Origin of the sequence: Sabulicella rubraurantiaca (assembly GCF_017355885.1) — a bacterium.
Lineage (GTDB): Bacteria > Pseudomonadota > Alphaproteobacteria > Acetobacterales > Acetobacteraceae > Roseococcus > Roseococcus rubraurantiacus.
This window is the reverse complement of sequence record NZ_JAFEUU010000009.1, coordinates 35,840-56,607: the sequence shown is the minus strand read 5'-3', so window position 1 is coordinate 56,607 and position 20,768 is coordinate 35,840. Positions and strand designations below refer to the sequence as shown.

The 20,768-nt window shown below is 70.9% G+C and carries 22 protein-coding genes and 1 pseudogene; 7 read left to right on the top strand and 16 right to left on the bottom strand.

Annotated elements, in window-relative coordinates; all coding sequences use genetic code 11:
* Positions 1-2 precede the first annotated feature (2 nt).
* The 5 genes and pseudogenes from JTJ31_RS16085 to secB all read right to left on the bottom strand — a co-directional run bounded on the left by JTJ31_RS16085 (position 3) and on the right by secB (position 4,107).
* The gene (locus tag JTJ31_RS16085; RefSeq protein WP_207539742.1) at positions 3-1,055 is read right to left on the bottom strand and encodes a glycosyltransferase; all 1,053 of its coding nucleotides are present in this window, start codon (positions 1,053-1,055) and stop codon (positions 3-5) included.
* Positions 1,056-1,096: 41 nt separating this feature from the next.
* On the bottom strand, positions 1,097-2,335 hold the full coding sequence (locus tag JTJ31_RS16080; protein WP_207539741.1) for a glycosyltransferase family 4 protein: 1,239 nt from the start codon (positions 2,333-2,335) through the stop codon (positions 1,097-1,099).
* Positions 2,332-2,997, bottom strand: a complete 666-nt coding sequence (locus tag JTJ31_RS25055) for a DegT/DnrJ/EryC1/StrS family aminotransferase (protein WP_328805758.1) — start codon at positions 2,995-2,997, stop codon at positions 2,332-2,334. Before JTJ31_RS25055 ends, JTJ31_RS16080 begins: the two co-directional genes overlap by 4 nt.
* Before the next feature lie 119 nt (positions 2,998-3,116).
* Positions 3,117-3,527, bottom strand: a pseudogene (locus tag JTJ31_RS25050) (DegT/DnrJ/EryC1/StrS family aminotransferase); the annotation flags it as partial.
* Positions 3,528-3,621: 94 nt separating this feature from the next.
* Positions 3,622-4,107, bottom strand: coding sequence for a protein-export chaperone SecB (gene secB, locus JTJ31_RS16070; RefSeq protein WP_207539740.1), 486 nt, complete (start codon positions 4,105-4,107; stop codon positions 3,622-3,624).
* 125 nt (positions 4,108-4,232) lie between these two features.
* On the opposite strand from secB, the gene JTJ31_RS16065 reads away from it, so the two are divergent.
* The gene (locus tag JTJ31_RS16065; RefSeq protein ID WP_207539739.1) at positions 4,233-4,796 is read left to right on the top strand and encodes a DUF2889 domain-containing protein; all 564 of its coding nucleotides are present in this window, start codon (positions 4,233-4,235) and stop codon (positions 4,794-4,796) included.
* Positions 4,797-4,862: 66 nt separating this feature from the next.
* Here JTJ31_RS16065 and JTJ31_RS16060 read toward each other — a convergent pair whose 3' ends face one another.
* Positions 4,863-5,138 carry a BolA family protein gene (locus JTJ31_RS16060; RefSeq protein ID WP_207539738.1) on the bottom strand — a complete coding sequence of 92 codons (276 nt, stop codon included), beginning with the start codon at positions 5,136-5,138 and terminating at the stop codon, positions 4,863-4,865.
* Here JTJ31_RS16060 and JTJ31_RS16055 point away from each other — a divergent pair.
* The 4 genes from JTJ31_RS16055 to JTJ31_RS16040 all read left to right on the top strand — a co-directional run bounded on the left by JTJ31_RS16055 (position 5,137) and on the right by JTJ31_RS16040 (position 9,593).
* Positions 5,137-5,781 (top strand): J domain-containing protein, encoded by a 645-nt coding sequence (locus JTJ31_RS16055; RefSeq protein ID WP_236020315.1) that lies wholly within the window; start codon positions 5,137-5,139, stop codon positions 5,779-5,781. The genes JTJ31_RS16060 and JTJ31_RS16055 overlap by 2 nt on opposite strands.
* Positions 5,782-5,841: 60 nt before the next feature.
* Positions 5,842-6,846: a cobaltochelatase subunit CobS gene (cobS, locus tag JTJ31_RS16050; RefSeq protein ID WP_207539737.1), complete on the top strand. Its 1,005-nt coding sequence runs from the start codon at positions 5,842-5,844 to the stop codon at positions 6,844-6,846.
* A 16-nt stretch (positions 6,847-6,862) separates the two neighbouring features.
* Positions 6,863-8,728 (top strand): cobaltochelatase subunit CobT, encoded by a 1,866-nt coding sequence (gene cobT, locus JTJ31_RS16045; RefSeq protein WP_207539736.1) that lies wholly within the window; start codon positions 6,863-6,865, stop codon positions 8,726-8,728.
* A 94-nt stretch (positions 8,729-8,822) separates the two neighbouring features.
* Positions 8,823-9,593: an esterase-like activity of phytase family protein gene (locus tag JTJ31_RS16040; protein ID WP_207539735.1), complete on the top strand. Its 771-nt coding sequence runs from the start codon at positions 8,823-8,825 to the stop codon at positions 9,591-9,593.
* Between the two features lies 1 nt (position 9,594).
* On the opposite strand, the gene rpmB is transcribed toward JTJ31_RS16040, so the two are convergent.
* From rpmB to JTJ31_RS16025, 3 genes are all read right to left on the bottom strand, one after another.
* On the bottom strand, positions 9,595-9,894 hold the full coding sequence (gene rpmB, locus JTJ31_RS16035; RefSeq protein WP_207539734.1) for a 50S ribosomal protein L28: 300 nt from the start codon (positions 9,892-9,894) through the stop codon (positions 9,595-9,597).
* A gap of 94 nt (positions 9,895-9,988) precedes the next feature.
* Positions 9,989-10,237, bottom strand: coding sequence for a hypothetical protein (locus JTJ31_RS16030; protein ID WP_207539733.1), 249 nt, complete (start codon positions 10,235-10,237; stop codon positions 9,989-9,991).
* Between the two features lie 79 nt (positions 10,238-10,316).
* The gene (locus JTJ31_RS16025; protein WP_207539732.1) at positions 10,317-12,182 is read right to left on the bottom strand and encodes an ABCB family ABC transporter ATP-binding protein/permease; all 1,866 of its coding nucleotides are present in this window, start codon (positions 12,180-12,182) and stop codon (positions 10,317-10,319) included.
* A gap of 53 nt (positions 12,183-12,235) precedes the next feature.
* Here JTJ31_RS16025 and JTJ31_RS16020 point away from each other — a divergent pair, with 53 nt between their 5' ends.
* A complete protein-coding gene (locus JTJ31_RS16020) occupies positions 12,236-13,096 on the top strand; it encodes an NUDIX hydrolase (RefSeq protein ID WP_236020313.1) in 861 nt (286 codons plus the stop codon).
* 6 nt (positions 13,097-13,102) lie between these two features.
* Here the strand turns inward: JTJ31_RS16020 and JTJ31_RS16015 are convergent, their stop codons facing one another.
* Entirely contained in the window at positions 13,103-13,888 is a 786-nt protein-coding gene (locus tag JTJ31_RS16015; RefSeq protein ID WP_207539731.1) for an aldolase, read from the bottom strand.
* A 65-nt stretch (positions 13,889-13,953) separates the two neighbouring features.
* On the opposite strand from JTJ31_RS16015, the gene JTJ31_RS16010 reads away from it, so the two are divergent.
* The gene (locus tag JTJ31_RS16010) at positions 13,954-15,201 is read left to right on the top strand and encodes a Zn-dependent hydrolase (protein ID WP_207539730.1); all 1,248 of its coding nucleotides are present in this window, start codon (positions 13,954-13,956) and stop codon (positions 15,199-15,201) included.
* Between the two features lie 37 nt (positions 15,202-15,238).
* On the opposite strand, the gene JTJ31_RS16005 is transcribed toward JTJ31_RS16010, so the two are convergent.
* From JTJ31_RS16005 to JTJ31_RS15980, 6 genes are all read right to left on the bottom strand, one after another.
* On the bottom strand, positions 15,239-17,053 hold the full coding sequence (locus tag JTJ31_RS16005) for a putative bifunctional diguanylate cyclase/phosphodiesterase (protein WP_207539729.1): 1,815 nt from the start codon (positions 17,051-17,053) through the stop codon (positions 15,239-15,241).
* Between the two features lie 189 nt (positions 17,054-17,242).
* The gene (locus JTJ31_RS16000; protein ID WP_207539834.1) at positions 17,243-17,938 is read right to left on the bottom strand and encodes a VIT1/CCC1 transporter family protein; all 696 of its coding nucleotides are present in this window, start codon (positions 17,936-17,938) and stop codon (positions 17,243-17,245) included.
* On the bottom strand, positions 17,938-18,129 hold the full coding sequence (locus JTJ31_RS15995) for a DUF4169 family protein (protein ID WP_207539728.1): 192 nt from the start codon (positions 18,127-18,129) through the stop codon (positions 17,938-17,940). The genes JTJ31_RS16000 and JTJ31_RS15995 overlap by 1 nt, the downstream gene beginning before the upstream one ends.
* Before the next feature lie 12 nt (positions 18,130-18,141).
* Positions 18,142-19,296: a M20 aminoacylase family protein gene (locus JTJ31_RS15990; RefSeq protein ID WP_207539727.1), complete on the bottom strand. Its 1,155-nt coding sequence runs from the start codon at positions 19,294-19,296 to the stop codon at positions 18,142-18,144.
* Between the two features lie 9 nt (positions 19,297-19,305).
* Positions 19,306-19,527 carry a DUF2783 domain-containing protein gene (locus tag JTJ31_RS15985; protein ID WP_207539726.1) on the bottom strand — a complete coding sequence of 74 codons (222 nt, stop codon included), beginning with the start codon at positions 19,525-19,527 and terminating at the stop codon, positions 19,306-19,308.
* Positions 19,528-19,577: 50 nt separating this feature from the next.
* Positions 19,578-20,672, bottom strand: a complete 1,095-nt coding sequence (locus JTJ31_RS15980; protein WP_207539725.1) for an acyltransferase family protein — start codon at positions 20,670-20,672, stop codon at positions 19,578-19,580.
* Positions 20,673-20,768: the final 96 nt, after the last annotated feature.

Genomic DNA, 20,768 nt, shown 5'->3' with positions numbered 1-20,768 from the left:
CCCTATAGCGCGGCTTCCGCCGCCCTCCTACCGGCCCGCGCGCGGGGCGCGAGCAACTCGCGATACAGGGCGGCAAGACGCGCGGCCTCCGGCGCCCAGCCCCATTCCCCTTCCGCCGCGCGCCGCCCCGCCACGCCCATCGCGACGCGTTTCGTGCGGTCGGAGGGATCGGTCGCGATGCCCGAACCCGTGGTTCGCGCGATGCGCGCCACGTCGGCAGCAAAGCCCGGCACCACGGCGGGCAGCCCCGCCGCCATGCCGTCGAACAGCTTGTGCGGCAGGGCGAGGCGGTGATTTTCCTCGCCCGGCTGGAACAGGACGAGGTTCACGTCGGCCTCGGAGGACGCGCGGGCCAGCGCCGCCTCGCGCTGCATCCAGGGCGCCACCTCCACCCGATCGGCGAGGCCCAGCCGTGCCGCCTCCGCGCGGAACTCCGCCTCACTGCCATCGCTGAAGCGGCCGATGACGAGAAGCCGCGTGTCCGGCGGTAGCAGGGCCAGGGCGGCGAGCATCTGCGGCCAGCCCCGCGCCCGAGTGATGGCGCCGAGATGCAGCAGGGTGAGCGGCCCGGCCCGGTGCTGGCGCGGGTGCAGCCCCGGAGGGACTAGCGCCCGGTTGCGCGCCGCGACGCAACGCGCGCCGGGGAAATCCGCCTCCAGCCCATCCTTCGCCACCACCACCGCATCCGCCATGCGCCCCATCAGCGCCAGGACCAGGCGCAACGCAGCGCGGCCCAGCGGGCGCAGAAGGGCGGGCAGCCGCCCGTCTAGGCGCGATGGGTAGTGTTCATGCACGTCCAGCACTACGCGCGCGCCGGTCATACGTCCTGCCAGCAGCGCGACCGCCCAGGAATCGGGCTCGGAGGCGTGGATGGCGGCGGGACGCAGCGCCAAGGCGCGGCGCAGCAGCTTCCCCCATCGAGAACGCCGACCGAGTCCGGGCGGCAGGGTCTCGATCTCGACCCCGTCCAGCATAACGGGGGCTGCGCAATGCGGCGCGAGGTGCCGGACGCGCCACCCGGCCTCAGCCAGGGAAGCGCCTTCCTTGCGCGCCACCCGTAGATCATCCGACGGATGGGCCGCCGAAAGGAGAAGGATCACGCAGTGGCCTCGAAGGGGCGGGGCGGCGCGCCGAGGGCAGTCTCGGCCGCCGCCACAAAGCGCGCCGCGAGGAAGCGCCGGTCGAGGCGGCGCTGCGCCAGTTCCCGCGCCGCCCGGCCCATGGTGATGCGCTCGCCCGGCCGCGCGGCCAGCCGGACCAGAGCCGCCGCCAGCGCCTCAGCGTCGCGCGGCTGCACCGTGACGCCGCACGCCCCTTCCTCCAGCAGGCGCGCGGCGGCGCCGGGGAGGTTCGAGACGACAGGCAGCCCGGCGGCCAGGAAATCCATCAGCTTGTTGGGCGCCGTCCACTCCGCGAATTCCTCCACGGGAGCGAGGCAGAGCAAGCCGATCTGGCTGCCCGCCAGCAGCCCCGCGAGTTCGCGCTTGGGCAGGGGCGGCACGAAGGAGACATTGCGCAGCCCACGCCTCAGCGCCTCGCGCATCAGGGCGGCCTTGGCCGGTCCCTGCCCCACCAGGACGATGCGGATCCGCGCCTCCCCGGCCGAGCGCAGCCGCGCCGCCGCCTCCAGCAGCAGCCCCAGCCCGTTGGCCGTGCCATGCGCCCCGGCATAGACCGCCAGCGCCTCATGGCTCGCGGCCTCCTCCGGCCGCCAGGCGGAGATGTGTGGCCCGAACAGGTCGAGGTCGCAGCCCTGGCCAATCACCTCCACCCGCTTGGCGCCGCGCGCGCGCGCCAGCTCCGCCATGCCTTCGGACAGTGCCACCACGCCGGAGGCCTCGCGGCAGGCGGCGCCGGCCAGCGCCTCCATGGCGGCTAGGATCGGCCGGTTCCGGAGGCCAAGCGCGCGTGGCAGCTCCGGCCAGGGGTCGCGCATCTCGAACAGGAAGGGCGTGCCGCGCAGCCGCCTCGCCAGCAGGGCGGGCACAGCCACGGAGAGCGGCGTGGAGGAGGCGATGACGAGGTCATGGCCCGACAGGGCGGGCGGCAGGGCGCGCAGCGCGTAGCGGGCAAAGGCCAGGCCTCGGGCACCCAGACCCATCCCGCCCTCATAGGGGATGTCCCACTCCACCACGCGGAACCCGTCCACCATCCCCTCGCGCCGGCCGAAGCGGAAGGGACCGGACAGGCCGGTCTCCGCGCCGGCGAAACGACCTGTCGCCACCGTCACCTCGTGGCCCGCCCGCGCCAGGGCGCGCGCCTGGGCGTAGCTGCGCGTGGCCGTCCCACCCTCGGGCGTCGAGAAATGCTGGTGCAGATAGAGGATACGGCTCATGCGCAGGCGAGGCCCGCGATGGTGGCGATCACCCGGTCCTGCTCGGCCGCGCCCATGCCGCTGCCCGAGGGCAGGCAGAGGCCGCGCTCGAACAAGCCGGCCGCGACGGCGCCGCCCGCGAAGGGCGCGTGGCGGAAGGCGGGCTGGAGGTGCAGCGGCTTCCAGACCGGGCGGCTCTCGATGCCCTCGGCCAGCAGGGCGCGGCGCAGCGCCTCGCGGTGCGCGCCGAAACGCCGTGGCTCGACCAGCATCGCCGAAAGCCAGCGCGTGGAGCGCGCCCAGCCCGGCTCCGGCATTAAGGACAGGCCCGGCAGGGCGCGGAGCGCGGCGGCGTAGCGTTCGAAGATGCGCCGCCTTGCCGCGACGCGTCGCTCCAACGCTGGAAGCTGGGCGAGGCCGACCGCGGCCAGGACCGCGCTCATCACCAGGTTGAACCCCGCCTCGGTATGCTCGTAATGCGGCGCCGGGTCGCGGGCCTGGGTGGCGAGGTGGCGGGCACGGCCGATTGGCGCCGCCTCGTCGGCCAGCAGCGCGCCGCCGCCGCCCGCGGTGACGATCTTGTTGCCGTTGAAGGAGGTGACGGCGAGGCTGGCCCCCTTCCCTGCGGGGCGGCCATGCTGGCGCGCGCCCAGGGCGCAGGCGCTGTCGGAGACGAGCGGCACACCCCAGCGGTCGCAGGCGGCGCGCAGGGCCGGAATGTCGGCGGGCTGGCTGTATAGAGGTCCACGGAAACGACGGCGCGCGGCAGCCGCCCGCGTCGCGCCGCCGCCGCCAGTTCCTCCGCCAGCAGGGCGGGGTCGAGCGTCCAGGATTCCGGCGACACATCCAGGAAGCGCGGCGTGGCGCCCATCTGCACCGCCGGCGCCACCGTGGCGATGAAGGTGAGGCTGCTGGTCCAGACCTCGTCCCCCGGGCCGACGCCCAGCAGGCGATAGGCCAGCAGCAGCGCGGACGTAGCGGACCCGGTGGCCAGGACATGCGGAAAGCCCGCCGCCTCACCCACCGCCGCCTCGAAGGCGGCCAGGGTGGGCCCGGCCGGGGCGAGCCATCCCGATTGAAGCAGCCGGGCGAACTGCGTCTCCTCCTCACCGGTCAGCAGTGGTGGCGAAAGGAGAAGCGGCGTCGCCGCCGCCTCATCCCGCCGGAACGGCAGGATGGCGGCGCCTTGAGGGGACGGCGACGAGGGTGGCATGGAGCCGTAAAGCCTTTGTTAAGCCTTTACGGATAGTGCCCTTGCCAACCCCAAGTTGCAAGTCAAGCGTGAGCGTCTTCCAAAGAATACAACCTCAGGCCGTCCCTGAGCTTTGGCCACGGCGGCTCTGCCACAGCTGGACGAAGTCAATAGGGTTGAGGAGGACCGGCGGGAAGCCACCCTCACGCGTCACCTCGGCCAGGATGTTGCGCGCGAAGGGAAAAAGCAGGCGCGGGCATTCCACCAGCAGCACGGGCTCCACATGCTCCTGGGGCACGTTCACGGTGAAGATGCCGCAATAGGTCAGCTCTGCGATGAAGCACTGGGTGCCGTCGCCCGCCTTGGCGTCGGCGCGGATGACCAGCGCCACCTCGAAGATGTTCTGCCCCTCCTGGATGGGGCGGGCCTGCACGTCCAGCGCCAGGTCGATCCGCGGCTGCTCGCGCAGCGTGGCATAGATCTCGGGGGCGCCCGGCACCTCGAAGGACAGGTCCTTGGTGAACTGGATGTTCAGCAACAGGGGCGGCTGCTGCTGGGCATCAGGGCCGTTCTGCGGGGGAAGGTTGATGGGCTCGGACATGGATGCGCCTTCCAGCGATGGGTCGGCGGGCGCTAGCATGGGGCGCGCCGGCGGGCCATCCCCAAGCTTCGTTCCTAGGAAGGGCCGGGGTTTGCCGCGCCGCAGCAAGGGAATAGGATTTCCCCATGCCCCTTTCCGCCCCCGCTCCCCGGCAACTCCATCACCTGCGCGACATCGCCCTGCGCGGCTACCTGCGGGATGACGGTCTGGTGGACATCGAGGCCCACCTGACCGACACCAAGACCTACGGCTTCCCGTCGGAGCATCGCGGCCAGGTCAATCCCGGCGAGGCGCTGCACGGCATGTGGGTCCGCATGACGATCAATACCGACATGATGATCACCGAATGCGAGGCGGTGACGGATTATTCCCCCTTCGACATCTGCCCCGGCGCCACGCCCAATTTTCGCAAGCTCGCCGGCCTGTCCATCGGCCCCGGCTTCAACCGCGCGGTGAACGAGGTGGTGGGCGGCGTGCAGGGCTGCACCCATCTGCGCGAGGTGCTGGCCCAGATGGCGACCGTCGCCTTCCAGACCATGTGGCCCATCCGGCACCGCCGGCAGCAGGAGCAGCGCACGGCCGAGGAAGGGGGCGCGCCCCGGCGCCGCCCCGCCCTGCTCGGCACCTGTCACGCCTATGCGCCGAACAGCTCCGTCGTGCGCCGGAAATGGCCGGAATGGAGCGAGTGATGGCCCGCTTTGCTTTTTAGACGGGCTTTCCGAGCGGCCGAGCGACGCCGCTCAGCCTGAAAAGGCTCAGGCGACTTCTTCCGGCGCGCGCAGCGTCAGCGCCAGCGCGTGCAGCCCGGAGGAGAATTCCGCCGCCAGCGCCTCATGCACCGCGCGGGACCGGTCCACGCGCCCCATGCCGGAAAAGACGGGGCTGACAAGGAGGACGCCGTAATGCGTCTCCCCTTCCGGTCGGGCGCCGGCATGGCCGGCATGGCCGTGGCTGTCGTCCACCACCTCGATCTGCGAGGGGGAAAAACGGGCTTCCAACGTAGAACGGATGCGCTCGGCGCGGTTTGGCATGGGTGCAGATTTCCCCGCATCGCGCGCCGTTGCCAAGCCCTTTCGCGCCCGCCATATCCTCCCGATGGCACGAAGGAGCAGTTTCCAGCCGCAGCGCGACCCAAAGGCGCCGTCCGAGACCTGTGCTGCGCCCGGCTGCTGCCTCCCCGGTGAGTTCCGCGCCCCGCGCGACCGGAACCTGCGCGACTACCTGTGGTTCTGCCTGGATCACGTCCGCGCCTACAACGCGGGCTGGGATTTTTACAAAGGCATGCCGAGCGCCGATATCGAGAGCGCGATCCGCTCCGACACCGGCTGGCAGCGCCCCACCTGGCCGCTGGGTCGGCTGGGCGCCCATGTGGACCTCAGTAAGCTGGGCGACCCGCTGGGCATCCTCCGCCAGGCCGCGCCCCGGCCGCGCTCCCAGCCGCAGCGCAGGGAGGCGCCGCCGGAACTCCGGGCCGCGCTGGGCGTTTTGGAACTAGACTGGCCGCTCGACGCAGGCGCGCTGAAGTCGCGCTACAAGGAACTGGCGAAGCGCCACCACCCGGACGCCAACAAGGGCGACAAGCGGGCAGAGGAGCGCTTCAAGGACATCAGCCGCGCCTATGCGCTCCTGCGGAAGCGGCTTGGGGACGAGGCCCCGCGGGCGGCCGCCGGGTAGCGCGTCCGGCGCCCCTGGCTTAGAGTCTCCCGGAACCCCATCGGACGAAGCGGAAGCGTGATGAACAAGGTGGCAAATCTGGCTGAGGTGCAGCCGACGGGCGCGATCTCCATGCCCGATACGACGGTGAGCGCCCGCGAGGCCTTCGGCTTGGACGTGGACATGCAGGTCCCCGCCTACTCGGTGCGCACGGAGCACGTGCCCGAGGTGGACAATTCCTATCGCTTCGATCGCGACACGACCCTCGCCATCCTGGCGGGCTTCGCACACAACCGGCGCGTCATGGTCCAGGGCTATCACGGCACCGGCAAGTCCACGCACATCGAGCAGGTGGCGGCGCGGCTGAACTGGCCCTGCATCCGCGTGAACCTGGACAGCCACATCAGCCGCATCGACCTGATCGGCAAGGACGCCATCGTCCTGAAGGATGGCAAGCAGGTGACGGAGTTCCGCGAGGGCATCCTGCCCTGGGCGCTCCAGCATCCCTGCGCGCTGGTCTTCGACGAGTACGATGCCGGCCGGCCGGACGTGATGTTCGTGATCCAGCGCGTGCTGGAGGTCGAGGGCAAGCTGACTCTGCTCGACCAGAACCGGGTGATCCGCCCGCACCCGATGTTCCGCCTCTTCTCCACGGCGAACACGGTGGGCCTCGGCGACACGACGGGGCTGTACCATGGCACGCAGCAGATCAACCAGGGCCAGATGGATCGCTGGAACATCGTCTGCACGCTGAACTACCTGCCGCACGGGCAGGAGGTGGACATCGTCCTGGCGAAGATGGGCGCGTCCAACGACGCCAAGATGCGCAAGCAGGTGGAGGCCATGGTGGCGCTCGCCGACCTTACCCGCGCGGGCTTCATCGCCGGCGACATCTCCACCGTCATGTCGCCGCGCACGGTCATCACCTGGGCCGACAACGCGCGCATCTTCGGCGACGTGGGCTTCGCCTTCCGCCTCACCTTCCTCAACAAGTGCGACGAGGCGGAGCGCGCGACGGTGGCCGAATACTACCAGCGCTGCTTCAACGAGGAGATCCAGACGGGGCTCTACAAGAAGGCGGGGTGAGCCCCGGCGCGCCACGATGAGCAAGCCCGACCAGACCAGGCAGGAAGAGTTCAAGCGCGCCACGGCGGGCGCCATCCGCGCCATTGCCCAGACGCCCGAGGTTCAGGTGGCCTTCCAGCCTGGCCCCGCGGGGGTCGCAGGCAAGCGCGCGCGCCTGCCCCTGCCCACCCGCGCCCTGCCCCCTGCCGAGATGGCGAAGCTGCGCGGCGCTGCCGACGCGGTGGCGCTGAAGCTGCGCCACCACGACGAGGCGACGCACGCCGCCCGTGCCCCCGCCCGCCGCGAGGCGCGCGAGGTGTTCGACGCGCTGGAGGATGTGCGCGTCCAGGCCGTTGGCTCCCGCCACATGGCAGGCGTCGCTGCAAACCTTCGCGCCCGCCTCGCCGACGAGGCGGAGAGCGAGGGCTATGACCGCATGACCCGCAAGGACCAGCTGCCGCTGCACACGGCGCTGTCCCTGCTGGCGCGTGAGAAGATCAGCGGCGAGGCCCCGCCCCCTGCGGCGCAGCGCGTGCTGGAGATGTGGCGCGGCTCCCTGGACGAGAAGGCGGAGGGCGCGCTGGACGAGTTGTCGCGCGCGACGGACGACCAGGACGCCTTCGCCCGCGCCGCGCGCAGGCTCCTTTCCGCCCTCGACCTCGCCGAGGCCGAGGTGGAGAGCGAGGCCGACCAGGACGAGGAAGGCGACGAGGGCGGCGAGGAGAACGCCCAGGACCAGCAGGCCAGCGCTGGCGAGGCCCAGGCGCAGGACCAGGAATCCATGCAGGGCGCCGAGCCCGAGACCATGGAGGGCGAGGCCGCCGAGGAAGAGGCGCAGGATTCCGAGGAGGAAGGCGCCGCCGCCGAGGGCGACGAGAAGCCCGGCGGCCCGCAGGCCCGCAAGGAACCGCCCCAGACCGACGACATCAGCCGCTACCGCGCCTTCAACACCGCCTTCGACGAGGTGGTGGAGGCCGAGGACCTTTGCGACCCGGACGAGCTGACGCGGCTGCGCCAGCAGCTGGACCAGCAGCTCCAGCACCTGCAGGGTGTCGTCTCAAAGCTGGCGAACCGCCTCCAGCGCCGGCTGATGGCGCAGCAGCAGCGCGCCTGGGAGTTCGACCTGGAGGAGGGGCTGCTCGACGTCTCGCGGCTGACGCGCGTCGTCACCAACCCGATGCACGCCCTCTCCTACAAGCGGGAGCGCGACGCGGATTTCCGCGACACGGTTGTGACGCTGCTGATCGACAACTCGGGCTCCATGCGCGGGCGGCCGATCACGGTGGCAGCGATGTGCGCCGACATCCTGGCTCGCACGCTGGAGCGCTGCGCGGTCAAGACGGAGATCCTGGGCTTCACCACCCGCGCCTGGAAGGGCGGGCAGAGCCGCGAGCGCTGGGTGCAGGAAGGCAAGCCGCGCAACCCCGGCCGCCTGAACGACCTGCGCCACATCGTCTACAAGGCCGCCGACGCGCCCTGGCGCCGGTCGCGCCGCGCCATGGGGCTGATGCTGCGCGAGGGGCTGCTCAAGGAGAACATCGACGGCGAGGCGCTGGCCTGGGCCTATAAGCGCCTTCTCGCCCGCTCCGAGCACCGGCGCATCCTGATGGTGATCAGCGACGGCGCACCGGTGGATGACAGCACCCTGTCCGTGAATCCCGGGAACTACCTGGAGCGCCATCTGCGCGACCAGATCAAGGAGATCGAGCACCGCGGCGCGGTGGAGCTGATCGCCATCGGTATCGGCCACGATGTCACGCGCTACTACCGCCGCGCCGTCACCATCGTGGACGCCGAGGAGCTGGGCGGCACCATGATGAAGAAGCTCGCCGAACTCTTCGACGAGGACGCGGCCGAAGCGTGGCAGCGCGCAGCGGCCGAGCGCGCCCCTGCGATCGTCTAGCCGCCGCGCCTTCCTGGCCGCCGCCCTCGCCGCGCCGGGCTGCGCGGCGGGGCAGGTGTTGGTCTCGCGCGGGCGCCTGGAGCCACTCGGCCTGTTGGCGCTCGACACCACGGTCTGGGGGTTTGGCGGCTTCTCCGGAGCGCATCTGGCGGGCGACCTAACCCTGACCGTGGTGAGCGACCGCGGCCGGTGGTGGCAGGCGAAAATCCGGCCTGACCCGCTGGAGATCGATTCCGTGCGGCATGGGCCGCTGCGCGACCTGGCGGGACGGCCCCTGCGCGGCACGGCGGGCGATGCCGAGTCGCTCGCCCGGCTGCCCGACGGCTCTTGGCTCGTGGGGTTCGAGCGGCAGCACCGCATCTGGCGCTATGAGCGGCTGGACGGCCCGGCACGCCACTTCCCCGCGCCGCCAGGGCTGGAGGCGGCCACGTCCAATGGCGGGCTGGAGTCGCTGACCCTGCTGCCCGACGGGCGCCTCCTCGCCATTGCGGAGACGCTGGGGCGTGAGGGGCTAAGGGTCGCCTGGCTGGGTCAGGATGCGGGCTGGGAGGAGCGGCTCTACCGTGCCGCGCCGGGCTATTCGCCCACCGACGCCGCCGCGTTGCCGGGCGGCGGAGTGCTAGTGCTGGAGCGGGATTTCAGCCTGTTCGGTGGTTTCCGCTCCCGCCTCGCCCACGTGGCGAACCTGTCCGCGCCCGTGCTGGAGAGCGAGACCTGGCTGGAGATGCCGGGCGATGCTCTGGCGGAGAACTGGGAGGCTGTTTCCGTGACCCGGACGCGCGAAGGGGTCCTGGTCGTCCTCCTGTCGGACGACAACCAGAACCTCTTTCAGCGGAGCCTACTGGCGCTTTACCGCCTCGGCTGAATCAGGCCGCGGTGGCCTTCTTCGCCTGGGCGCGCTCGATGCGGCGCTTCAGCATGCGGGCCTCATCCGGCAGGCGGCGATCCGGCGTGCCGAGCAGGAAGGCGTCCAGGCCGCCATTGTGCTCGATGGTGCGGATGCCGTTGGTGGACAGGCGCAGTTGGATCGAGGTGCCCAGCACGTCGCTGAAGAAGGACTGCTCCTGCAGGTTGGGCAAGAAGCGGCGCCGCGTCTTGTTGTTGGCGTGGCTGACATTGTTGCCGGACATGACGCCCTTGCCCGTGATGCCGCAGCGGCGAGCCATGATGCAGTCCCCAAGAAACGGAAGCGCGCGCAGGGATACCCCGCGCGCGGAGGTGAACAGGAAGCCGGGCTTTTGCCGCCGCCCGGCCCGGGAGTCAACCCTTGGGCAGCGTCGGGAGGGAGCGCAGCTCGCCGGATTCCACGCTGTGCAGGGCCTGGCGGAGGATGCCCGCGATGGAGCGGTCATCCATGGAGCGCGCCAGCAGGCCGAGCGCCCCGCCCAGGAGGGCCGAGGCGGCCGAGATCGGGGCGATCTGCTGCTCGAGCATGTACTCGATCGCCTTGTCCACCACCGACCCCGCGTGGCTCAGATCCTCGGGCGCGTCGCCCAAATCGTGCTGCATTCCCAGTCAACTCCATGAATTGTCGCCCAGATGGGAAGCCCGCCTGCGCGGAGGAACCCCGGGTCGTATTAACGCTCTGTCATTCCGCAGCCGTGCCGGGCTGTGCCACCTCGCCGAAGCGCGCATCCTCCTCGGCGCGGGCGGCCGCCTCGGCCGCAGCCACCGCTTCGCTCTGGCGCCGCCACATCTCGGCATAGAGCCCGCCCTTGGCCATCAGCGCGGCGTGGGAGCCGCGCTCGGCGATGCGCCCCTCCTGGAGGACGATGATCTCGTCGGCCTCCACCACGGTGGAAAGCCGGTGCGCGATGATCAGCGTGGTGCGGCCGCGCGACACGTCGCGAAGCGCGGCCTGGATCTCCTGCTCCGTCCTCGTGTCCAGGGCGCTGGTCGCCTCGTCCAGGATCAGGATGCGCGGGTCCTTCAGGATGGTGCGGGCGATGGCGACGCGCTGCTTCTCGCCGCCGGAGAGCTTCAGCCCCCGCTCGCCGACGCGCGTCTTGTAACCCTCGGGAAGCTTCAGGACGAAATCGTGCACCTGGGCCAGCTTGGCGGCCTCGATCACCTCTGCCTCCGTAGCGCCGGGGCGGCCGTAGGCGATGTTGTAGGCGATGGTGTCGTTGAACAGCACCGTGTCCTGCGGAACCACGCCGATGGCCCGGCGCAGGCTGTCCTGCGTCACTGAGCGGACATCCTGCCCGTCCACCTCCACCGCGCCCCCCGTCACGTCGTAGAAGCGAAACAGTAGGCGGGAGATGGTGGACTTCCCTGCCCCTGTCGGGCCGACGATCGCCAGCATCCGCCCCGGCGGCACTTCGAAGGAAACGCCCTTCAGGATCTCCCGGTCCGGACGATAGCTGAACCGCACGTCGCGGAAGGCGACGGCGCCCGCCGTGACGGCCAGGGGCTTCGCGTCCGGCGCGTCTGACACCTCGGCCGGCACGTTGAGCAGCCGGAACATCTCCTCCATGTCGGTCAGGCCCTGGCGGATCTCGCGATAGGCGAATCCCAGGATGTTCAGCGGCAGGTAGAGCTGGATCAGGTAGGTGTTCACCATGACGAAGTCGCCCACCGTCATGGTGCCGGCGGCGATGCCCTGGCCCGCGAGCAGCATCACCACCGTCAGCCCCAGCGCCATCAGCGCCGCCTGGCCACTGTTCAGCATGTTCAGCGTGACTTCCGAGCGGGTGTAGGCGTGCTCGTAGCGGGTCATGCTCTCATCGTAGCGGGCGGATTCATGGCGCTCGTTGTTGAAGTACTTCACCGTCTCGTAGTTCAGTAGGGAGTCCACCGCCTTGGTGTTGGCCTCCTGGTCGGTCTCGTTCATCGCGCGGCGGAAGCGCAGCCGCCAGTTGGTGAAGGCCAGGGTGAAGGCGACATAGGCGACGATCGTGCCGAGGATGGTCACGGCGAAGGACCATGCGAACATCCACCACAGGATGCCCGCCACCAGCACGATCTCCAGGATAGTGGGGATGATGTTGAACAGCAGGAAGTTGAGCGTGATGGCGATGCCGCGCACGCCGCGCTCGATCACGCGCGACAGCCCGCCCGTCGCACGGTCCATATGGAAGCGCATGGAGAGCGCATGGAGGTGGCGGAACACCGAGAGCGCGACCCGCCGCCCCGCCCGCGCCTGGACCCGCGCGAAGACGGCGTTGCGCGCCTCGGCCAGCAGCGAGGCCATGACGCGCAGCAAGCCATAACCCACCACCAGCGCGATCGGGATGGCGAGCAGCGCGCCCGCCCCCTCGGTCGGGGCCAGCGCATCCACGGCGCGGGCATAGGCGATGGGAACGAGCACGTTGGCCGCCTTGGACAGCACCAGGAAGAGCACCGCCAGGACGACGCGCAGCCGCAGCCCCGGTTCCCCGGCAGGCCACAGATAGGGAAGGATGGCGCGCAGCGCCCCTCCATGGCCGGAGGGCAGATAGGTCTTGGCAGTCATGTCAGGGATGTGGCGCGGCGCGAGGCCTTTGGAAAGCGCATGGCCCGTGCCACATGGCGCCCATGTCCGGAACGCTGATGCGGCACATCCATGCCTGCAACAACACCCCCTCCCCCGCCCATCTCCTGCCCTTCCGCTTTGGCGAGGCGCAGGTGGGCTGGGTGGCGCCGGAACTCGCCCGCGCCCTGGCCTTCTTTCCGGCCGAGATCCATTTCGACGGGCGCGGCGTGGCCATGGCCGGGCGGTTCCGCACCCCGGCTCAGCGCTCCGACGCGCTGGCGCGCATCGCGCGGGATTTGGCGAAGCGCGGCTTTGGCCGCATCCGGAACGAGCTGTTCGACATCCGCGCCGAGGCCGAGGGGCCGGTCCTGGGCACGCTAGACCGGGGGCTGGTGCCGCAATTCGGGGTGATCGGCCAGGGCGTCCACCTGAACGGCCTCGTCCGCCGTCCGGATGGCCCGCATCTCTGGGTCGGGTTCCGCGCGCGCAACAAGGCGGTGGCGCCGGGGAAGCTGGACAACCTCGTCGCCGGGGGGATCCCGGCAGGGATGACGGCGGAGACCACCCTGCTGAAGGAGGCGGAGGAGGAAGCCTCCCTCCCCGCCGAGCTGGCCCGGCAGGCGCGGCGCGTGGGCCGCATCTCCTATGTCATGACCAATGACGAGGGGCTGCGGCGCGACGTGCTGCACTGCTTCGACCTCGACCTGCCGGAAGGCTGGGAGCCCAGGCCCAATGACGACGAGGTGGAGCGGTTCGAACTCTGGCCCCTCCCCCGCGTCCTGGCCGAGGTGCGGGAGCGGGACAGCGTGAAGTTCAACGTGAACCTGGTGCTGATAGACCTGTTCCTGCGCGAGGGGCTTGTGCCCGAGGCCGAAGCCGCGGCGCTGCGCCCGGCGCTGGACCAGGGGCCGTAGCCCCCCTCACTCCACGTAGTCGGGATCGGTCTTCAGCAGCTGCCGCTTGACGCTCTCCAGGTGCAGCCGGGCGCTTTCCCGGTCGCCCTCGCGCATCTGCTCATAGGTCAGGCGGGCCACCGAGTCCGGCACCGGCTTCAGCGTCCGGCCGGTGGCCATGGCGAGGCGCTGCACCTCGCAGGCACGCTCCAGGTAGTAGAGGTCGTCCCAGGCCTCGGAGATGGTCGGGCCGACCACCATGACGCCGTGATTCTTCATGAAGACGATGTCGGCGTCGCCCAGAGAGGCGGCGATGCGGTCGCCCTCGCGCTCATCCAGGGCGAGGCCGTTGTAATCCTCGTCCACCAGGGTGCGGCCGTAGAACTTCAGCGCCGTCTGCCCGGCCCAGACCAAAGGCTGCCCCTCCAGCATGGAAAGCGCGGTGGCGTTGGGCATGTGGGTGTGGAAGGCGGCCTTGGCACGCGGGTGCTTCATGTGCAGCCGCGCATGGATGAAGAAGGCCGTGGCCTCCGGCACCCCCTCCCCCGCCACTACGTTGCCGTGGAAGTCGGTGATCAGGAGGCGCGACGCCGTCACCTCGCCGAAGCTGAGCCCATAGGGGTTCACCAGCATCAGGTCGTCGTGCCCTGGCACGACGAAGGAGAGGTGATTGCAGATCCCCTCGTGCAGCCCCAGCCGGTGCGCCATGCGGAAGCAGGCGGCGAGGTCCACCCGGGCCTGCCGGATCTCCGGCGTGTCCAGATCGGCATTGCGGAGCAGGGTGGGGGCGGAACGATCGAGGGCGTGGGCCATGGGTTCCACTTTGCCGCAGGCACGGCCATGGTTGAAGCCTTCCGATGGCAAAGCAAGGAGCATTCATGGCCGGGACCAACCAGCGCATCGACGGAAAGCGTCTCTGGGACAGCCTGATGGCCATGGCCGAGATCGGCGCCACCCCCAAGGGTGGGGTGAAGCGCCTGACGCTGACCGAGGTGGACCGCGAGGGGCGCGACCGCTTCCGCCAATGGTGCGAGGCGCTGGGCCTCACGGTGCGGGTGGATGCCATCGGCAACATGTTCGCCCGTCGGGAAGGGCGGGACCCGTCGCGCCTGCCGGTGCTGTTCGGCTCCCACCTCGACAGCCAGCCCACGGGCGGGAAGTTCGACGGCGCCCTGGGCGTGATCGCCGGGCTGGAGGTGATGCGGACGCTGAACGACCTCAACATCAGCACCGATGCGCCGCTGGAACTGGTGAACTGGACGGATGAGGAAGGCAGCCGCTTCGGCCACTCGCTGATGGGCAGCGGCACCTGGGCCGGCGTCTATGACGAGGCGAAGGTGAATGCGCTGACGGATGTGGAAGGCGTGACGGTCGGCGCGGCGCTGAATTCCATCGGCTATCGCGGCCCGCACCCGGCCAAGCCCTTCCCGGCCGACGCGTATTTCGAGCTTCACATCGAGCAGGGGCCGATCCTGGAGCGGGACGGCAAGCAGATCGGCATCGTCACCGGCGCCCAGGCCCAGGTCTGGTACGACGCGGTGGTGACCGGCCAGGACGCCCATGCCGGCACCACCCCGCCCTCCGCGCGCAAGGATGCGCTTGTGGCCGCCGCGCGCGTCATCGCCCATGTGGATGCGCTGATGCGCGCGCGTGGCGAGGATGGACGCGGCACGGTCGGTTTCCTCCAGGTCCTCCCCAACTCCTGCAACGTCGTTCCCGGCGAGGTGCGCTTCTCCGTCGAGTTCCGGCACCCGCGCACGGAGGAGATTGAGCACCTGGCCACCACCTTCCCGAAGGAGGCGGAAAAGCTGGTCGCCGAGACGGGCTGCCAGCTGGAGCTGCGGGAGAAATTCCGCTTCGCCCACCAGCCCTTCGACCCCGGCTGCGTGGAGCTGGTGCGGCAGGCCGCCGCGCGGCTGGGCCATGGGGCGCGGGAGATCGTCTCGGGCGCGGGGCATGACGCGGTCTATGTCGCGCGCCACGTCCCGACCGCGATGATCTTCACCCCCTGCAAAGACGGGCTGTCGCACAACGAGGCGGAGTCCATCCGACCCGAAGAGGCGGAGGCAGGCTGCCAAGTGCTGTTCGAGGCGGTGCTGGCCCGGGCGAACGCGCCCGCGCGCTGATGCTGGAATGCGCCGCGCAGCCGGCTGGCGCATCCTTTCAGCTGACGGCGCGCAGCACCCGCGCCGCACACCAGTCGCGCAGCGCCGCGGGCGGCATGGGGCGGGCGACCAGCCAGCCCTGCGCGACGTGGCAGCCCAGGCGGCGCAGCGCCTCCGCCTGGGCCTCCGTCTCCACGCCTTCCGCCACCACCTCCAGTTCCAGGCTGTGCGCCATGGCCAGGGTGGAGCGCAGCACGGCATAGGCGCGCGGGTCATCCGGCAGGCGTTCGATCGTGCTGCGGTCGAGCTTCACCCGATGCACCGGCAGCTTCACCACGTGGGCCAAGCTGGAATGGCCGGCGCCGAAATCATCCAGCGCCAGCACCACGCCCGCCTCGCGCAGCGCGGCCACTGTTTGCGCCACCGCCGGCAGGTCGCGCACGGCCAGGTCCTCGGGGATCTCGACCTCCAGCGCGGCAGGCGGCAGGGCGGCGTGCCTCAGCGCCGCCGCCACCTCCTGCGCGAAGCGAGGGTCCTGCAGCGTGGCGGCGGAGATGTTGACGCCGAGGCGTTGCGGCATCCCTGGCTCGTCCAGCCAATCGCGCTGCAGCGCGACTGCGCTGCGCAGAACCCACAGATCCAGCGCCCGCGTCAGACCGGCCTCGCCCGCGGCGGCGAGGATCTCCGGTGGCGGGACCAAGCGGCCCAGTCGCGCCGAGTTCCAGCGCAGCAGCGCCTCCGCCCCGCACAGCGCCCCGGTCCGGAGGTGGCGCTGCGGCTGGATGTGCAAGGCTAGGCCGCCTTCCGCCAGGGCTTCGGCCAAGGCGTCGCGCATGAGGGCGCGGCGGCGCGCGTGTTCCAGGAGGCGCGGCTCGAACGGCACCGCCCCCGCCCCCCTCCGCTTCGCCTCGCGCAGCGCAAGCTGGGCGGCGCGCAGCAGTGCCTCCGCCCCACCGCCATGGCCCGGGGTCCAGGCAACTCCCAAGCTGGCCGCGGGCGCGGCTTCCCACGCCCCGTGCCGGACCGGCTGGAGGAGCGACTCGCGCAGCCGCTCCGCCAGCGCCATCGCGGCGTCGCCACGAATTCCGAAGGCGAGCACTGCGAACTCGTTCCCGCCCAGCCGTGCCGCAAGGTCGGAGGGGCGGATGGCCGCGCGCAGGCGACCCGCCGCGACGCGAAGCAGCGCATCGCCCGCACCCTGGCCGTGGCGGTCATTCACCGCCCGCAACTGCTCCAGGTCGAGCCGGATCAGCGTGCCACCCCCGGGATCCTCCGCGACGGCCTCCAGCGCCGCCCGCAGCACCTTCCGATTGGGCAGGCCGGTGAGCGGGTCGTGTTCCGCCAGATGCTCGATCCGCTCCTGCGCCGTACGCAGCGGTGTCACGTCCAGCAGGGACACCAGCCACCCCTCGGCCGCCGGCGAGGCAGAGGCGAGAAGGCGCCGCGGCTTTTGGCCGGACAGCCGCAGCAGGGCTTCCCGCTCCTTCCCTAGATCGAGGCCCAGCGGAGCCTCGCCGCCGGCCGGGCCGCAAAGCTGCAATCCGGAGATGGCGATGCTCTCCGGGACCGCCCCGCCGAGAAGCCGCGCGAGGGGCCGATTGCCTGCCAGCGTGCGGCCGCGCGGGTCGAGCAGCCACGGCCCGACCGGGACGCCATCGGGCAGGACAGGCGGTGGCGGCGGTGCCAGCAGGGCGAGGCGCCAGCCTCCTGGCAGCTTCACGAACAGCATGGCGGGATGGCAGGCAGCGTGCCCCGCTTCGCAGGCCGTGCGCAGCGCCCGCAGCGATTCCGGGTCCAGCCTGGGCCGGAAGATCGGATCGAAGCCCAGGCCGCGCCGCGCCGCTGCGCAGGTCCCGCATGCCAGCGGCAGCACCGCGCCCGGTCCAGCAGCAGCAGACCGAGCCCGGCCCGGCGCGCCGCCAGCAGTGCCAGGGCGGGCAGCGCGACCAGCAGGGAAGCCGCCGCGAGAAGCGAGGCCGTCATTGCCATCCGGCCTCGCGCATCCGTCCCTCCATCGCCATCGGACAGAGGATGCGCGCCGAAACTTAAAGGGCGGCTGCTCTCACAGGGCAGCGCGCGCCAACAGCACCAAAAGTGCGGCAGCGCCCAGCACGAGGAGCCCGCGCAGCCCCGCCGGAAAAGGCGCCTCGCCCCCCGCCGCACCGGCCGCACCGGCCCCCAGGGCGGTCAGCAAGGCGCCGCCCGCCGCCGCCGCCGGCAGCCCCACGAAGGTCGCCAGGGCGATCACCACGGCGCCGCCCAGCAGGGCGCCGCCGCCCAGCCCGAGGCCCTCGCGCATTGCATGGCCAGGACGGGGCTCCAGCAGGTCCAGCTCGAAGCGCATCATGAAATCCACCCAGCGGCGCGGGTCGGCTGCGACCTGCTCCACTGCCCGGTGCAGCGCGTCACCGCGCAGCCCGTAGCGGTGCAGCACGGCCGCCACCTCCCAGCGCTCGCGCTCGGGCCATTCGCGGATCTCCGCTTCCTCGCGCCGCCGCTCCGCCGCGTAGCGCTCCGCCCGGCCGAGGGCGCGTAGCGGTGGCAGCAGGGCCAGCATAGCGAGGCCAGCCAGCAGCACCGCCAAAGCCAGCCACCCCCCGCCCCCCGCCAGCAGCAGCGCCAGCGGCAGGACCGGCCCCAGGGCGAGGCCTGTCAGGAACGGCGCAGCATCGCGGAAGGCGTGCTGCTCGCCCTCCGGCGGACCGGGCGGCGCGGGCGGCAGCCCGTCGCGATAGGGATTGTTCTCGGCTGGCTCCATCACGGTGCCTCGCTGTCCTCGCGCCGCGCCCCGTCGAGCAGCGCGTTGCGTCGCTGCTCCGACTCGGCGTCGCGCTGCCTTTGCGCCTTGCTCCGGCCATGGGCGGCGCGATTGGCGGCGGCCTCGCGCTCCTTCGCCGCGCGCTCCGCCGCCTTGCGCATCTGGCGGAGGTTGACGACCTCCCCCGCCATCAGCCGACGCCCTTAGCCGACACGGGGCGCCTTCCGCTCCACCACCGCCGCCAGCACGCCGGCGCCGAACGGGATCGCCTCGTCGTTGAAGTCGTATTTGGGGTTGTGCACCTCGGCCGTGTCGCCATTGCCGGTGACGATGTAGGCGCCGGGGCACTTCTCCAGCATGAAGGCAAAATCCTCGCCGCCCATCACCGCCGGGAAGTCGCGCTTGGTGCCGCCCAGCGCGGCGGCGGCGGCGGCCAGCGCCTCCGTCTCCTCCGGGTCGTTCACCAGCGGCGTGGTGATGACGCGGAAATCCACCGTCGCGGTGCCGCCGAACCCGGCCGCGACGCCCTCGGCGATGCCGCGCATCCGCTTCTCCACCAGCTCCATCATCTCGCGCGAGAAGGCGCGGACCGTGCCCCCCAGCCGCACCCGGTCAGGGATGACGTTGTAGGCGTTGCCGGCATCGAAGCGCGTGACCGACACCACGGCGCGGTCGATCGGCGGCACGTTGCGCGACACGATGGATTGCAGCGCCTGCACCACGGCCGAGCCCATCACCACCGGGTCCACCGTCGCCTCGGGCCGCGCGCCATGGCCGCCCACGCCCTGCATCACGATGTCGTAGAAGGCGACGCCGGCCATCATCGGACCGGGACGGAGGCCATACTGCCCCACCGGCAGGCCGGGCCGGTTGTGGATGCCGAAGACGGCGTCGCAGGGGAAGCGCTCGAACAGCCCATCCTCCAGCATGGCCAGCGCGCCGCCCGCGCCTTCCTCGCCGGGCTGGAAGATCAGGTGCACCGTGCCGTCGAAGCGGCGCGTCTCGTTCAGGTACTTGGCCGCCGCGAGCAGCATGGTGGTGTGGCCGTCATGGCCGCAGCCATGCATCTTGCCGGGAGTGGTGCTGGCATGGCCGACGCCCGATTCCTCAACCATCGCCAGCGCGTCCATGTCGGCGCGCAGCCCGATGCGCCGCCCGTTACCGTTGCGGATCACGCCCACCACGCCGGTCTTGCCGACACCCTCGTGCACCTCGATTCCCATCTCGCGCAGCTTGGCGGCGACCAGGGCGGCGGTGCGGTGCTCCTCCAGTCCGAGTTCCGGATGGGCATGGATGTCACGGCGGATCGTGGTGAACTCGTTCTGCCACTGGCGGATGGTCTCGACAGGATTGGTCACGCGGCACTCTCAATCGGTTGCGGGTGCCGCATCCTGCCCCGGAACCGTTCCGCGCGCGAGGTCCAGCGCCTCCTTCAGCACCGCTTCGTCGCCGATGTGATTTGCCAGCAGCAGCACCAGCTTGGCGTCCAGCCGGCGGGAGGCCGCCTCGTCCAGGCCGCGATGCGCCTCCATCAGCGCCGCGTAGAGCGCGTCCGGATCAGACAGGTTCGGGTCGCGGCGGAGCTTCATGCCGCGCATCCTAGCGCGCCTCGCCCCCGCTTGTCCTCAAGCGGTGCTGGTCACGCCGGGATGCCCCGTGCGCGATCCAGGACGGCGCGGGCTCGGGGCCGGCTCTCCAGAAGGTCAGCCGCGGCTTCCAGCCTTGCCTTCCACCAGCCCTTGCTGCCTTCCGCGGCGTGGCCCAGCAGCGCGATCAACGCCAGCGTGATCGCAATCGCAAGCGGTCCCTGGTCGGGCGGAAGAAAGGCGGCGCAGAGCTTCAGAAGCGGCGTGTGGAACAGATAGGCCGCGAAGCTGACCCCGGCCCAGAAGCGAATGACGCTGGCGTAACGCTCGATCGCCACGAAGCGCACAAGGCGACGCGCTCCGAGGAGATGCATCGTCACCGCGACCCCGAACACCCAGTCGAGCCAGAACACGCGCGCCTGGGCCAGGTGATGCACGATGAAGGGAGGCAACTCCGCCCGCATGAATGCGATGGCATGGTCATAGGAACGCGAGACGATCAGGAGCGCCATCAGGGCGATGCCACCCACCAGCAGCACGGCGCTCGTGCCGTTGCCTAGGTGGCGCGGCGCGTTCCAGCGCTGCATGGCCACCCCCATGAGCCAGATCGGCAGGAGCAGCAGCGCCTTGTGTCCGGCCAGCAGCACCGCCGCGACGAGAAGCGCGTGGCGCATCGGGTTGCGCGGCATCACCACCCAAAGCGCGAAGAAGACGTAATACCAGAGCTCCGCTGCCAGCGACCACATGACGCCGTTGGAGAAGAGCTGGATGCTCACCCAGGTCTCGGACAGGAAGAACAGGTTGGCGCCGATCCGGATGAGAGGCCAATCCGTCGGCGCAGGCTTGGTCGGCTGTATGCCGAAATGCTGGATCACGACCAAAGACGCAAGCGTCAGCACGATCGTGGGCACCAGGACCGACCACAGCCGTGCCAAGCGAGCGATCATGAAGGCACGCACGCCAACCGGGCGCCGGTCCCAGGAATGGCAGATGACGTATCCGGATAGCACGAAGAACACGACCACGGCCTGATGGCCCCAGCGCGGCTGGCCGAAGGGGTGAAAAACGTCGATGGCATGGTCAACGAGGACCGCCAGGGCAGCCAGGGCACGCACGAGGTCGAGATAGAGGGACTCGCGCTCGCTCATCGAAGAGATGCCGGAAGACGCAGGCTTGTCCAGCTCAACCGCAGCCTTGCCGTTTCCCCAGCCCATGCCCCATGCCTCTCGTTTACGCTTTGTCAG

Excerpts from the sequence above, each read along its gene's own strand:
- JTJ31_RS15985 (WP_207539726.1), bottom strand. The coding sequence starts at position 19,527 with ATGAAGCTCCGCCGCGACCCGAACCTGTCTGATCCGGACGCGCTCTAC.
- cobT (WP_207539736.1), top strand. The coding sequence starts at position 6,863 with ATGAGCAAGCCCGACCAGACCAGGCAGGAAGAGTTCAAGCGCGCCACG.
- cobS (WP_207539737.1), top strand. The coding sequence starts at position 5,842 with ATGAACAAGGTGGCAAATCTGGCTGAGGTGCAGCCGACGGGCGCGATC.
- JTJ31_RS16000 (WP_207539834.1), bottom strand. The coding sequence starts at position 17,938 with ATGGAGCCAGCCGAGAACAATCCCTATCGCGACGGGCTGCCGCCCGCG.
- JTJ31_RS16055 (WP_236020315.1), top strand. The coding sequence starts at position 5,137 with ATGGGTGCAGATTTCCCCGCATCGCGCGCCGTTGCCAAGCCCTTTCGC.
- JTJ31_RS16015 (WP_207539731.1), bottom strand. The coding sequence starts at position 13,888 with ATGGCCCACGCCCTCGATCGTTCCGCCCCCACCCTGCTCCGCAATGCC.
- JTJ31_RS16025 (WP_207539732.1), bottom strand. The coding sequence starts at position 12,182 with ATGACTGCCAAGACCTATCTGCCCTCCGGCCATGGAGGGGCGCTGCGC.
- JTJ31_RS16020 (WP_236020313.1), top strand. The coding sequence starts at position 12,236 with ATGGCGCCCATGTCCGGAACGCTGATGCGGCACATCCATGCCTGCAAC.
- JTJ31_RS16010 (WP_207539730.1), top strand. The coding sequence starts at position 13,954 with ATGGCCGGGACCAACCAGCGCATCGACGGAAAGCGTCTCTGGGACAGC.
- secB (WP_207539740.1), bottom strand. The coding sequence starts at position 4,107 with ATGTCCGAGCCCATCAACCTTCCCCCGCAGAACGGCCCTGATGCCCAG.
- JTJ31_RS16030 (WP_207539733.1), bottom strand. The coding sequence starts at position 10,237 with ATGCAGCACGATTTGGGCGACGCGCCCGAGGATCTGAGCCACGCGGGG.
- JTJ31_RS16065 (WP_207539739.1), top strand. The coding sequence starts at position 4,233 with ATGCCCCTTTCCGCCCCCGCTCCCCGGCAACTCCATCACCTGCGCGAC.
- JTJ31_RS16060 (WP_207539738.1), bottom strand. The coding sequence starts at position 5,138 with ATGCCAAACCGCGCCGAGCGCATCCGTTCTACGTTGGAAGCCCGTTTT.
- JTJ31_RS15995 (WP_207539728.1), bottom strand. The coding sequence starts at position 18,129 with ATGGCGGGGGAGGTCGTCAACCTCCGCCAGATGCGCAAGGCGGCGGAG.
- JTJ31_RS16080 (WP_207539741.1), bottom strand. The coding sequence starts at position 2,335 with ATGAGCCGTATCCTCTATCTGCACCAGCATTTCTCGACGCCCGAGGGT.
- rpmB (WP_207539734.1), bottom strand. The coding sequence starts at position 9,894 with ATGGCTCGCCGCTGCGGCATCACGGGCAAGGGCGTCATGTCCGGCAAC.
- JTJ31_RS15980 (WP_207539725.1), bottom strand. The coding sequence starts at position 20,672 with ATGAGCGAGCGCGAGTCCCTCTATCTCGACCTCGTGCGTGCCCTGGCT.